Annotated in this window: 12 protein-coding genes and 1 riboswitch; of the genes, 11 read left to right on the top strand and 1 reads right to left on the bottom strand. The window is 56.8% G+C overall.

All coding sequences use genetic code 11. The features are described 5' to 3' along the window. Positions 1-5 precede the first annotated feature (5 nt). Positions 6-992: a TRAP transporter substrate-binding protein DctP gene (gene dctP, locus ACR0K9_RS12070; RefSeq protein WP_480823499.1), complete on the bottom strand. Its 987-nt coding sequence runs from the start codon at positions 990-992 to the stop codon at positions 6-8. Positions 993-1129: 137 nt separating this feature from the next. Between dctP and ACR0K9_RS12065 the strand changes: the two genes are divergently transcribed. The 11 genes from ACR0K9_RS12065 (at position 1130) to ACR0K9_RS12015 (ending at position 12961) form a co-directional block, all read left to right on the top strand. After that, positions 1130-1786: a GntR family transcriptional regulator gene (locus tag ACR0K9_RS12065; RefSeq protein ID WP_480823497.1), complete on the top strand. Its 657-nt coding sequence runs from the start codon at positions 1130-1132 to the stop codon at positions 1784-1786. A gap of 210 nt (positions 1787-1996) precedes the next feature. Then, complete coding sequence (locus tag ACR0K9_RS12060; protein ID WP_480531022.1) at positions 1997-2977, top strand: LuxR C-terminal-related transcriptional regulator; 981 nt, start codon at positions 1997-1999, stop codon at positions 2975-2977. Positions 2978-3091: 114 nt separating this feature from the next. Continuing rightward, positions 3092-4087: an MBL fold metallo-hydrolase gene (locus ACR0K9_RS12055; protein ID WP_480823495.1), complete on the top strand. Its 996-nt coding sequence runs from the start codon at positions 3092-3094 to the stop codon at positions 4085-4087. Beyond that, positions 4071-5696 carry an aminotransferase-like domain-containing protein gene (locus ACR0K9_RS12050; RefSeq protein ID WP_480823493.1) on the top strand — a complete coding sequence of 542 codons (1626 nt, stop codon included), beginning with the start codon at positions 4071-4073 and terminating at the stop codon, positions 5694-5696. The genes ACR0K9_RS12055 and ACR0K9_RS12050 overlap by 17 nt, the downstream gene beginning before the upstream one ends. A 452-nt stretch (positions 5697-6148) precedes the next feature. Then, the gene (locus ACR0K9_RS12045; RefSeq protein WP_480531016.1) at positions 6149-6655 is read left to right on the top strand and encodes a TRAP transporter small permease subunit; all 507 of its coding nucleotides are present in this window, start codon (positions 6149-6151) and stop codon (positions 6653-6655) included. Between the two features lie 74 nt (positions 6656-6729). Beyond that, complete coding sequence (locus ACR0K9_RS12040) at positions 6730-7776, top strand: TRAP transporter substrate-binding protein (RefSeq protein WP_480823491.1); 1047 nt, start codon at positions 6730-6732, stop codon at positions 7774-7776. Positions 7777-7940: 164 nt separating this feature from the next. Further along, positions 7941-9248 carry a TRAP transporter large permease gene (locus ACR0K9_RS12035; protein ID WP_480531012.1) on the top strand — a complete coding sequence of 436 codons (1308 nt, stop codon included), beginning with the start codon at positions 7941-7943 and terminating at the stop codon, positions 9246-9248. 13 nt (positions 9249-9261) lie between these two features. Then, positions 9262-9666, top strand: a complete 405-nt coding sequence (locus ACR0K9_RS12030; protein WP_480823489.1) for a universal stress protein — start codon at positions 9262-9264, stop codon at positions 9664-9666. Positions 9667-9862: 196 nt separating this feature from the next. Further along, a riboswitch (cobalamin riboswitch) is annotated at positions 9863-10086 on the top strand. A gap of 337 nt (positions 10087-10423) precedes the next feature. Next, positions 10424-11176: a metal ABC transporter ATP-binding protein gene (locus tag ACR0K9_RS12025; protein WP_480823487.1), complete on the top strand. Its 753-nt coding sequence runs from the start codon at positions 10424-10426 to the stop codon at positions 11174-11176. After that, entirely contained in the window at positions 11169-12071 is a 903-nt protein-coding gene (locus tag ACR0K9_RS12020) for a metal ABC transporter permease (protein ID WP_480823485.1), read from the top strand. Before ACR0K9_RS12025 ends, ACR0K9_RS12020 begins: the two co-directional genes overlap by 8 nt. Beyond that, positions 12068-12961 (top strand): metal ABC transporter substrate-binding protein, encoded by an 894-nt coding sequence (locus ACR0K9_RS12015; protein ID WP_480823483.1) that lies wholly within the window; start codon positions 12068-12070, stop codon positions 12959-12961. Before ACR0K9_RS12020 ends, ACR0K9_RS12015 begins: the two co-directional genes overlap by 4 nt. Positions 12962-13011: the final 50 nt, after the last annotated feature.

Here is a 13011-nt window from a genome sequence, read left to right as displayed (position 1 = left end):
GCGGGTCACTCGACCGCCAGAGCCTTGTCCAGCAGGTCTTGCCCGTCCGGAACCTCTTCCACGAAGGCTTTGTAGGAGGTTTCCATCGCCAGCGCGCGCCAGGCTTCGAAATCCTCTGGTGTCATTTCAGCGATTTCGACGCCAGCCTCTTCGAACACCTTGGCCGAGTTAGCGTCCTGTTTCTTGGCCTCTTCCAGATAGTAGGACTGTGCCTTTTCGGACGCGGCCAGCAGTGCGGCCTGCTGATCTTCGTTCAGCCCGTCGAAGGTGGATTTGTTCATCAGCAGAGGCTGATACATGAACCATAGCGCCACATCGCCAGCAGGGGTATAGCAGCTGACCTGTTCGTAGATACGATAGCTGACAAAGGACGACGACGAGGTGTTGGCCGCCTGCAAAACGCCGGTCTGCATGGCGTTGTAGATTTCCGAAGACGCCATCGACGCGATCGAGGCATCAGCACCGGCCAGCATCTGCTCGAACGATTTACCCGCCGCGCGGGTCTGCAGGCCTGCGACATCCTCGGGGTTGGTGATGCACTTATCCTTGCCCGCGAAGCCACCGGCCAGATAGCCATGAACCAGAACCATCACGTCATCTTCGGCCATCTTCTCTTCCAACGCTTCCATAAAGGGAGAATCGGCCAAACGCGCTGCGTGATCATGGTTTTTCACCAGACCAGGCATCAAAGTCAGGTTATAGGCCGGCTGTTGGCCTCCGGCATAGCTGAGCGGCAAAACGGTCATATCCAGTTGCCCTCGGCTAAGCGGCTTGTACTGCTCGCGCGGTTTGAACAACGATTTCGAGCCGAAAATCTTGATTTCCAGATCGACATCGGCCGCTGCGACCTCATCGGCCACGATCTGTGCGACCTGATGACGGATGTCTTTGTTCGACCACTGATGAGACAGGCGCAGTTCTTCTGCGGATGCCAGAGTACCTGCGGATGCAAGTGCAATGGCAGCTACGGCTGTCTTGAGAATGGCTTTCATAATTTCCTCCCTGTTTCGACCCGGGCTGACCGGGGATATTGAAAATCATAAGGGCGTAATGTTTTTTTAGTCAAGGTTTTTGTATACAAGATTAGATTTCTTGAACTCTGAGCAATTCGTGAGTAAAGCTAAATGTCATGGACCAACGCCTTGCTGATACCATCGCCCAGGACCTGGAAGAGCTGATCTTTGACGGCACTTTCCCGGATGGGGATCGTCTGGACGAAGTCAAATTAGCTGAACAGTTTGGCGTTTCCAGAACCCCACTTCGGGAAGCATTTCAGAGGCTTGCCTTATCGGGTCTGGTCGACCTCATCCCGCGTCGCGGCGCCTTTGTCCGGCAGCCCGGTCCGGTTGAGCTGATGGAGATGTTCGAGGTCATGGCCGAACTCGAAGCGGTTTGCGGCCGATTGGCGGCTTTGCGCATTTCCGATGACGCCTTGAACGACCTGACTGACGCCAACACCCGATGCCAGATGGCAGTCGATGCCGGCGACACGGATACATACTACGTCGAAAACGAGCGTTTTCACCGAATCATCTACAACCAGTCCGGTAATTCATTTCTGGAACAAGAAGCCTCCAAGCTGCACAGGCGGCTCAAACCTTTCCGACGGCAACAGCTTCGGTTTCGCGGTCGCATGGCCCAGTCAATGTCTGAGCATGAAAAAATCGTGCAGGCCCTTGAAAGTGGCGAACCCGAGGAAACGGCAAATGCTCTGCGCGCCCATGTCACCGTGCAGGGGGAGAAATTCCACAACCTGATGGCTTCTTTGAAACAGACGTCAGAGTAATACACACACCCCTACCCCACCCGTGGCGCAGTTGAAGTCAAAATCCGCTATAGCCCGACCTCGATTTACAACATCAGTTAAGGTGAGACTTCGCTACGCATCGGACGGTTGACCGAAATCCCGCGATGCCTGAAGCTTGCGATCAAACCGCCCCGGACCAATCCAGGCATTCAGGGGCGGAATCGTCAGCCGGGCTGAGCGGGAGGGGAAATGCAACTGTCTGACCAAGACACCAGCAACTTGAAGCCAGATATACCTATAGAGACGCGGCGGAACTGGCAGAGCATTGTCGACCTCATTGCAAATCTGGCTGATGTTCCCGCCAGCCTTGTAATGATAACCAACGCCCCAGAGCATTCCGTATATCTGCGCAACCCATCCGACACACACCCTTATAAAGAGGGCCTTACGTTTACACTCAACGAAAAGCTCTATTGCGATTCTGTCATCCGAAACGGAGAGCTTGTCGTCGAAGACGCCTGCGCTGACCCCCGATGGGCCGACAATGACGATCTGGAACACGGGATGAGTTTTTACATTGGGTATCCGTTGCGGTGGCCCGATCAATCGATTTTCGGAACGATCTGTGTGCTGGATCGTCGCAAGAACCCGCGTGCGCTGAAGTTTCGCCGGGGTCTGGAAGAATTCGCACGCGTTATCGAGGCGGACCTGTCTCTTCTGGTCGAGATCGAACGGCGCAAGCAACTTGAGAAGGCGCTGAAGGACACGCTCGAGAATACAGAGCGGCGCGTCTTGAACAGAACTCGGGACCTCGAGGAATCCAACGCTGCGTTGAAGGTCCTGTTGCGCCGGGTTGAACGATCGCGCGATGAATATGACGCGCATTTTGTGGCCCAGATCAAGGGTATGGTACTGCCTGCTTTGACGAAATTGCGTGCGAGGGTTGAAGATGACCCGACGGCCAAAAGCTATGTGCAAATGGTCGAAACCAATCTGGGCCAGATTACAGCAGACATGTCCGGACATTTGCTGACAGTGTTCGAGCAACTGACGCCTTCGGAGCAGGATGTTGCGCAGCTGATCATTCAAGGGCATTCAACTAAGGATATTGCGCGCGTGCTGTCGCGGGGGTACAGCACGATTGAATTTCATCGCAACAACATTCGGGACAAGTTGGGGTTGCGGAAATCGGGTAAAAACCTTCGAACCGAACTGATGGCGTTGCGCTAATTACCATGGGGGAATCCCCCATGTTTTACCCATGGTTTTCCAATGCTCGGGAATTCCGATCCAATGCTAGCCTTTTTGCGAACACCAAAAATGGTGTCGGCAAGGGAGGACTCCATGGACAAAAAAGAAGACCTGAACCTGCAACCTACGCTCAAGAACGGAAACACAGACGATCTGGCCCCCGGCCTGTCGCGTCGTTCGTTCTTTATGGCAGCTGGTGCAGCCGGTGTTGGCGGCGCGGCAAGCCTGCTCAGCACAACGTCAGCCAAGGCGCAGTCGACGGACTGGACGCAGCCGGGCAACAACAACCATGTCATTGACCTGCAATCGACCACCGGTCAGGCGGTGGACGGCGCCGTTGGCGTTGATTTCTACGGGCATTGCGCCATCAAGATCACCTCGCCCGGGGGCGCGACCGTGCTGTTCGATCCTTGGCGCGACGATCCGTCGGGAGCCTGGGGCCTGTGGTTCAAGAACGAGTTCCCGGAAACTCCGGTAGACATCTGCATGTCCACCCACACGCATTTTGATCACGACGCCATTCATCGGCCTGTCTCGACAATGGTCCTGGATCGCATGGTCGGCAATTTCGAGTTTGCGGACCTGAAGATCACGGGCTTTGCAGACAAGCATGTCTGCCGTGCCCCTGGTTGGTATGACTGGACCAACGCCTTGGGGGAATTCGGCGTAAATGCCTGCCCACCGGACAATGTCAGCCACATGGACATGGTTGTCTATCTTGTCGAGACCGGCGGAATTCGCACCTTGATCTGGGGCGACAACCGGCACAATCCTCCGCAGGAATTCTGGGACGCAATCGGGCGTGTAGATGTGTTGACTTTGCCTGTTGATGGGTCGCAACACATTCTCGACTACCAACAAGGCAATGACATCGTCGAGCGCCTCAATCCCAACATAGTCATCCCCACTCATTATCTGAGTGAGACCACGTCTTATACGTTGACGACGCTGCAAGACGCGGACGAATGGGTCAAAGCTCAGCAGAGTTACAAGATGCTTGACAGTGCATCGTTGCAACTCGAAGCTGGTGAGGTAAAGGGAATGTCCAAGGAGTTTCTCTACTTCGGAAACCATGCACAGACCACCTAAGCAAACAAACGGCCTGAACCGTGCCATCGCCGATGGAGGCTACGGTTCTGGCCAGAACGAGCCCGCCGTGACGGACCCGCGCGACGGGCTCGATCGGGCAGTCACGCAGCGCTCGACCGCGACGATCCTGAATACGATTACCGTAGATCGCCTAAAGCCACTTGGCGTTCGCGATCAGATTCACGCGGGCATCGCCGATCTGATCGCGAACGGCTATCTACGCAAGAACGTGAAACTGCCCTCTTGCCGGGCGCTGGCCCGTGACCTCAATGTATCCATCAATTCCGTGCTGGGCGCGTATTCCAAGCTCATGGATGACGGGGCGATCCTGTCCAAGCCGAAATCGGGTTATTTCGTCGCCCTTGAAGTCAACCGCATGGAGCCGCCGAGCTCGGCCAAGGACGATGTTAAATCGCCCAATATCGTAGAACGCATAACACGTCGCCGTCTGCCATCGACTGCGGGATGTATCTCGCGCCCCTCGGACTGGCCGAATTATACCTATCCCTTCGTCTGCAACCAAATCGCATCCAGCAAATTTCCCCTGTCGGAATGGCGAGAATGTACACGATTGGCGCTGAATTCCCGCGATCTGAGCCGTTGGACCAGCGACAACGAATATCTCGATTGCGAGACGTTTCTGGAACAGATCTGTTCCCGGCTGTTGCCCATGCGGGGCATCTCAGCCCAGCCTGAAAACGTTCTTGTCACAATGGGTGCGCAACAGGCCATCTTTGTCGTAGCCACGCTTTTGCGTGGTTTTGGCCGCGTCGTGGCCATGGAGGACCCGGGCTATACCGACGCCCGCAACATCTTTGAACAAACCTTTGACGAGGTCCGCTATATTCCCGTCGACCGCGAAGGGCTGGTTGTCGACGAACGGCTCGCCGGATGTGACCTTGTATTTGTGACCCCCAGCCGACAACTACCGACTGTCCTGTCGATGTCGGCGCGCCGTCGGGCGCAGCTTCTCGAAAGCGCGGAACGAGAGGACTTTCTGATTATCGAAGACGACTACGAAGGCGATATGGACTTCAACTCCAAAAGCCTTCCCCCGCTCTACAGCGGTCATGCGCGGGGGCGCGTCATCTATACCGGCAGCCTGTCCAAAAGCCTCGCCCCGGGGTTGCGGTTGGGTTATCTGGTGGCTCAGGAAGAACTGGTGCGTGAAGCGCGCGCCATGCGTGGCATGATGATCAGGCACCCGCCCCACATCCTGCAACACACCGCGTCGCTTTTCCTGCGCTTTGGATATCACGAGGGGCTTCGCTCGCGGCTGCATGAAACGTTCAGTCAGCGATGGTCTGTGGCATCGGCGCTAATCAATGACCTGTTTCCGGATTTCGAAGTCCGGCAGGAATTCGGCAGCACAAATTTCTTCTTCCGCAGTCGCGAGGGGCGGAAAGCAGCGCGTATCGCGGAGTTTGCGCGCGGAAAAGGTGTGGTGATCGAGCCCTCAGAGCCTTGTTTTTCCACCGCACCCGGCGGCGATACAACTTTCAGATTGGGGGTTGCAGCAGTCGGAACCAACCTGATCGAACCCGGTCTGAAGGAACTGCGACAAGCAATTGATGCCGAGAAACTGAGCCAACGCCAGATCGATCCCTGACAACATCAAAATCGCGTTGTGCAACGGCATCGAGCTTGTGCCAATTGATGACGGGAATCTGGCTGCCGATGCTGAGTACAATTTATCGGCGAAAGAGATTCCCGATGACCCCAAAACAGCGGGGAATTTGAATCATCGCCCATGAAGAAGAAACCGCAGCATCCTGCGATCGAAACCTTTCAGGCCCGTCAATCCTCGGATGATCGGGAGATTGAAAGGTGTCAAATAACGCAAGGTTCTGTTTGTTTTCAGTATTTTGTGAGGACACCAATCTGTATCCACGTTTTTTTTAATCTGTACCTTTCTCTTCTCGCAGGCTACTTGTTGTATCAATCACATAAACAAATGCTGGGCTGTGCGGCTTGGCGGGATCGGAGCCAAACAGACCTCAGCGCTTGCCAGACAACGCGCAAACAAGGGGCAACCAAGGCTTCACCTAGGGAGGAGCAATCATGTTTATGCGCGCGTTTGAGGCTGTGACAAATGTGGTTTCTGAAATCATGGGGCGCATCGGTTGGCTCCTGATCTTGTACTGCATGGTGTTCGGTGTGTCCGACGTTTTCATGCGGTATGTCTTGAATGCGCCCTCGCAGTGGATCGGGACGACCTTGCAGGCTGCAATGGTGCTGTTGGCCTGCGTTGGTGGTGTCTACGCCCTGCGCCATGACAGCTTCGTGAAGCTTGACCTCTTTTACGCCAATGCAAGCACGCGCAAGAAGGCAATTCTCGACGTGCTTACCGCGCCGGTCGCAATCCTGTTTCTGGTGGTCCTGATCTGGAAGGGATACGAGGCGGGCTCTCTTTCGATGATGCTGAACCAGTGGACACCTACTGCTGTTCCCATCCCGATTTATCCGATCAAGTTCGCAATCCCGGTCAGCGGTTTTCTGGTTCTGCTGATCGTTCTCAGGAAGCTGATCCGCGACCTTCAAACAATATTCGGGCAATCGGCGGGTTAACCCCGTCGCTCTTGTGGGACCGAATAATAACCACATCAACAAACACGAGCTCAACATAAAGGGAGGAGTTCCAAATGAAGATTGAAAAATCTATCAAAGCCACGCTTTGGGCGGGCGCACTCGCCGTCAGCGCAGGTGCCGCCGCCGCCGAAGGTCCGCCAGACGAGGTTACCGAGTGGGTTTTCCAGCCTGCATTTGACCAAACCGACGCAGGCTGGGACAACGGTCTGATCCCATGGGTCGAAGCTGTCGAGGAAGCCACGCAAGGCACCGTCAAAATCCGTGTTGAGCCCGCAGGCGCGCTGGTCAGCGGCGCCGAGGCATTTGCTGCCGCGGCGGCGGGTCAGACAGACGGCTATGCCGGCTGGGGTTCGGTCTATGGCGGCGACATGCCCGAAGGCATGCTGGCATTCGGTATGGCCATGGGGGCCAACAACACCGAAGAAGCCTGGGAAGTGATGTGGGGCAACCCTGACTACCGCGTAGGCGACATCGTTCAGGCTGCGGCGAATGCCCGGAACCTGCATTGGGTTGGCTGGACCAACCAGGGTCCGAACGCGATGTTCACCAAATTCCGCGTCGAAAAACTGGAAGACTTGGAAGGCCACAAGATGCGCGCCGGTGGCCCGCAGGCGATCTTCCATTCGACCATGGGTGGCGCGCCCGTGTCGATGAACGGTGGTGAAATCTATACAGCGATCAAGCTGGGTACGATCGAAGGCACCTACTGGGATACCGGCGGCATCGATGACATGTCGTTCCAGGAAGTGATTGACTATGCGATCATGCCTGGCTGGAACCCGGCCCAGCACCAGGAAATCTTTGTGAACCTGCAAAGCTGGAACGCTCTGACCGACTGGCAGCGCGAGCAAATCGACAGCGTGTTCAAAGACACCTACTTTGAAACCAGCCGTCTGCATGCGGAAGGCGTGGAAGAAGCGCTGCAAATCCTGCAGGATGCCGGCGGTGAAGTGATCTATCTGAGCGATGAGGAAGTCGCCCGGATGCGTGAGAAATCCATCGCAGAAGTCTGGCCGCAGGTTGCCGCTGCCTCGAAAGGCAACGCAGAAGGCGTTGAAATCTACAAGCGGTTCCTGGCCGACAAGGCCGCTTCGAACTAAGCAAACCAATTGCGGCGCGTGATTGGTAAACGGTCAAGCGCCGCACCATTGGCCCCCTTCCCGGGGCCAATCCATCCCCTTCAGAGATAAGACGTACACAGGTCGGGACATCTGGATCACGACGCGCCTCATGACCCTCTGGTGCCAATGGTAAGGAAAACGAAATGAGCCTAGAACTCATCACATTACTTTATTTTCTTGTTCTTTTTGGCATCTTGTTCATGGGCTTGCCGGTTGCGTTTGGCCTGGGTGGAACAGCCGTCATGTTCGCGATGCTGATCGAACCACGCGCCCTGCTGGCCGTGCCGAGCGCATTCTACTCTACCCCGTGGAGCTCGATCCTTGTGACGGTCCCTCTGTTCCTGTTCATGGGGTCGCTCATACGATTTTCCGGCATAGCCGAGGCCGCTTATGACGCGGTCTACAAGCTGATCGGGCATGTCCATGGCGGGTTGGCCATGGGGACCGTTCAGGTCTGTACCGTTTTCGCAGCCATCACCGGTATCACACCCCCGGCAACCACTACGATGGGACAGATCGCCTACCCTTCGATGATGCGGTACAAGTATGACCGCAAGATCGCCATCGGCTGTATTGCTGCGGGCGGCGCACTGGGCGCACTGATCCCGCCAAGCGTTCCGTTCATCTTCTACGGTCTGCTGGCCAAGGTCTCGATCGGTGATTTGTTCATGGCCGGTTTGATGCCGGGCCTCATGCTGGCGACGTTCTACACGATCTATATCGGCGTCCGTTGCCGTATTCAGCCAGAGCTGGGCCCTGCCCTGCCCGCAGATCAGAAGTTTACAGCGCGGGAAAAAGTTGGCGCTGTGCTGAGCATCTGGCCCTTCGCTCTGCTGATCGTTGTTGTGCTGGGTGTCATCTGGGGCGGCATCGCCACTCCGGCCGAAGCGGCAGCCTTTGGTGCCGCAGGCGCATTCATCATCAACTTCATCTATGGCAAACTGACCAAAGAGGTTCTGGTTGAATCTCTGGTTTCCACGGTCAAGCTCAGCGGTATGGGTCTATGGATCCTGATCGGTGCCACGATCTACCTTAATGTGTTCAACACGCTGGGCAGTCAGGATCTGTTGACGAACCTGGTTCTGTCCATGCCTGGCGGGGCGACCGGCATCCTGCTGATGATGATGCTGATCATCCTGATTTTGGGCATGGTGATGGACGACTGGGCCATCATCCTGTTGTGCACTCCGCTGTTCATCCCGATCGTGGATGAGCTGGGGATCGACAAACTGTGGTTCGGCGCGCTGTTCATCGTGAACATCCAGATCGCCTATCTCACACCACCGTTCGGCTTCGTTCTGTTCTGGATCAAAGGGGTGCTGCCCAAGGACGTCAGCATGGGCGATGTCTACAACTCGGTTGGCCCCTTCGTGGTGTTGCAGTTCGTCGGCCTCACGTTGATCTTTATCTTCCCGGAAATCGCAACCTGGTTGCCCAACGCGCTGAAGTAGAAGGCTAAATCAGATGTTCAATCACATACTTGTTCCCGTCGCGCCAGGACATGGTTCGGAATACGGTCCCGCAATTGCTGCAGCACAAAAACTGCTGAACGAAAGTGGTCGGATTTCCGTGTTGTCCATTCTGGAAGAGTTGCCGTCTTACATCGGCTCGTACTTCCCTGAAGACCAGATGCAGAAGAGCATTGATGGGGTCTCGGACGACCTGCGCAAAGAACTTGGCTCGGAGGAGGTTGAGATCCATGTGGTCGCAGGTCATTCCACCAACACGATTCTGAGCTGGCAGAAGAAGCACAAACCCGATTGCGTTGTTGTCTTCTCGCACCGCCCGGGTTTTTCAGATCTGTTTCTCGGCTCCACGGCTGCGCGTGTTGTGCGGCATGCCAACTGCAGCGTGGTGGTCCTTCGCTAACCTGAACACCGGGGCGTTAGCCTCAGATGTAACATTATTTGGGGCATCGCGTTTCTGCGGCGCCCCAAGTGATTGTTTAAGGCACTTCATCCCGCGAATGCGACAGCGTCGTTGACACCAGCCCAGAGACACCCGCGATTGTAACATGCATTCAAACCTTACCGCCAATTTGATCCTTGACCATTTTACGCGTGCAACGTTATCTGCCTGCGATGGTTCTCAACGGCATTGAGTCGGCGAGATGAAATGGGAACGCGGTGCGGTGCCGATCTAGGCCACCAATTCCGTGACTGCCCCCGCAACTGTAAGCGGAGAGCGACCCCGAAAAAACCACTGGGCCCCCGAAGCGGGGAAGCCTGGGAAGGTTCGGGGTAGCGATGATCCGCAAGTCAGGAGACCTGCCATCCGAATATAAACTGAACCGGGCGGGGTGTCCCGGAGGGAGAGATAAATGTTTGAAGCGCCAGCCGCTGACTTACATCATCGTTCTGCCACGACCCCGTCTCAGCGGAGGCGGCGATGCGTCGGACAATCGATACTCAACATCATGGGCTAGACCCAAATGGCCGCTTTGGCCAAAACCGCATCGCGTATTTGGTACAACCGAAAGCGTGCACGTCATGAGCCGCAGTGACTCCGGCGGGCGATCGCTGAAAATGCGCGGGTTCTGTCTGACGAATATGAGCATCGCATCCTTGATCGGTTGCGCCCTGATTGCGGCCGCAATCCTCTGGCTTTGCATTCTGGCGGTGCTTTGATGTCGGCGGTGCTGGAAATCCGCAATCTGGCGCTCGGGTACCCGGGACTTACGCTGTTTCGTGGCCTGTCGATGGATATCGAGCGCGGGTCGACGCTGGCCGTGCTGGGCGCCAATGGCTCGGGCAAAAGCACGTTTGTAAAGATGTTGATGGGCCTGATGGACCCATTGGCGGGCAAACTGACTTGGCCCAGCGGAACACCGCGCGAGATCGGGTATCTTGCGCAGATGACCGAGTTTGACCGGCGCTTTCCAATCCGGGTCCGTGACCTGGCGGCGATGGGGGCCTGGAAAGGGTTCGGCCTGCGCGGACGTCTGGATCGTGACACCAAGGCGCGGGTTGATGCGGCGCTGGATGCAGCCGGGGTCCTGAACATTGCAGACCGGTCGCTGCACACGTTATCCGGGGGCCAGTTGCAGCGTGCACTGTTTGCCCGTGTGATCATGCAGGACGCGCCCATGATCTTGTTGGATGAGCCTTTTGCCGCCGTCGATCAGAGCACCGAGGCTCATCTGCTGACGCTGATCGATCGCTGGCGCGAGGAAGGGCGTGCGGTGGTTCTGGTCGTACATGACCTGTCCTCGGTTCTCGACCATTGCAGCCATGCGCTGCTGCTGGGCGGTGAGACTGCAAGCTATGGGCCGGTCGACACGGTTCTGACCCCTGACCGCCTTGTCGCGCAGAATTATCTTTCCGCAAGCCAAGTGTCCTGGATGTTCCGAGGCGTGCAGTCCGGAGGCAGTCATGCTTGATATCCTATCTGAGATGTGGAGCTTCGCCTTCATGCGCCGCGCCTTCGTGGCAACCACGGTGCTGTCCGCGTCTGTCGCTCCGGTCGGGGCCTTTCTGGTTCTGCGCCGCCTATCGCTTGCCGGAGAGGCCATGGCCCATGCCATCACGCCCGGCGTCGTCATCGGATTCGTGACAGCGGGGCTGTCGGTCTTTTCGCTGCTGATCGGAGGGTTGATCGCCGGGGTCGGCGTGGCCATCCTGACGGCGTTTCTGGCCCGCAAAACAATCCTGCGCAGCGATGCCAGCCTGGCCTCACTTTATCTGATCGCCCTGGCGGTCGGTATATTCATCCTGTCGGCCGCGGGCTCTGCGGTGCCACTCAAGAGCTTTCTGTTCGGGTCGATCCTGGGGATCGACGATGCCTCGATGATCCTGGTCGGGTCTGTCGCGACATTCACGCTGATGTCTTTTGCTGTGCTTCTGCGACCGCTGATCGTCAGCACTTGCGATCCCGTGTTCTTCGAGGCCCAGACGAAACGCCCATGGCTTATCGAACAGGCCTTTATGTTGTTGCTGGTTTTGAACCTGCTCGCTGCATTCAAGACTCTGGGCACATTGATGGCTGTGGGCTTGATGATCCTGCCCGCGACATCGGCGCGATACTGGTCCAGCACCATCACCGGACAACTGGGCCTTGGCTTTCTGTTTGCACTGGGAAGCTGCTGGGTCGGGCTGACCTTGTCCTATCTGTTCCCCGCAACACCTTCCGGCCCTGCCATCGTGCTGACCGCCGGCGCGTTCTTCATGATCTCGGCCCTCTTGGGACCCCTCGGATTCGGCGGGCGACTGCGCAAGCCGTCCGACCAAACAAACGCCTCCTTGGCACAATCCTCAGCAGAAGAGAGACCTCAATGACCTTTTGCAAATCCATCTCCGCCGGGTTGGCCTCGGCCTTTCTTGCGTTGACCAGCCTGCCTGCCGCTGCGGGCGAGTTGAACATCGTCGCCAGCTTCTCGATCCTAGGCGATATGGTCGAACAGGTCGTGGGTGACCATGCGAATGTCACCACCATCGTTGGCCCTGATGCCGATGCTCATGTCTATCAGCCCTCCGTAGAAGATGCGAAAGCGGTGGCTCAGGCAGATCTGATCTTCGTCAATGGCCTGGGTTTCGAAACCTGGTCGGATACTCTGATCGCCGAATCCGGAACAGAAGCTTCGGTATTCGTCACCACCGAAGGCGTCATCCCCGTCAAGGTTGACGGCGCAATCGACCCCCACGCCTGGAATGCGCTGACCAATGGCGTGATCTATGTCCAGAACATTACCGCCGTGATGTCCGAGGCGATGCCGGATCGCGCAGATGACTTCGCCGCCAATGCCGAGGCCTATATTGCCGAGCTGACAAAGCTGGACAGCGAGACCAAAGCGAAACTGGCCGAACTGCCAGCTGATCGCCGCACAGTCGTAACGGCGCATGATGCGTTCGGGTATCTGGCGGATGCCTACGGCCTGAACTTTATCGCGCCGGTCGGGATCGACACCGAAGCCGAACCTTCGGCGCAAGAACTTGCCACGCTGATCACACAGCTACGCGACGAAAAGGTCGCTGCCCTGTTTGTTGAAAACATCACCAGCCCGGCACTGGTAAAGCAGATTTCGGATGAAACCGGGATCGAGATCGGAGGACGCCTGTACTCTGACGCGCTGTCCGAGCGCGGCGGCCCCGCCACAAGCTATCTGGCAATGTTCCAGCACAACCTTGGCACGTTGTTGCAGGCACTTGAGCCCAAAGGCGAGAGCTGATTTGAAATACAAGCGGGATGCGTTGATGGCGCATCCCGCATCAGGCTCGA

The sequence above is a fragment of the Ruegeria sp. L12 genome (genome assembly GCF_056531745.1).
This window is presented reverse-complemented; position numbering and strand designations above follow the sequence as displayed.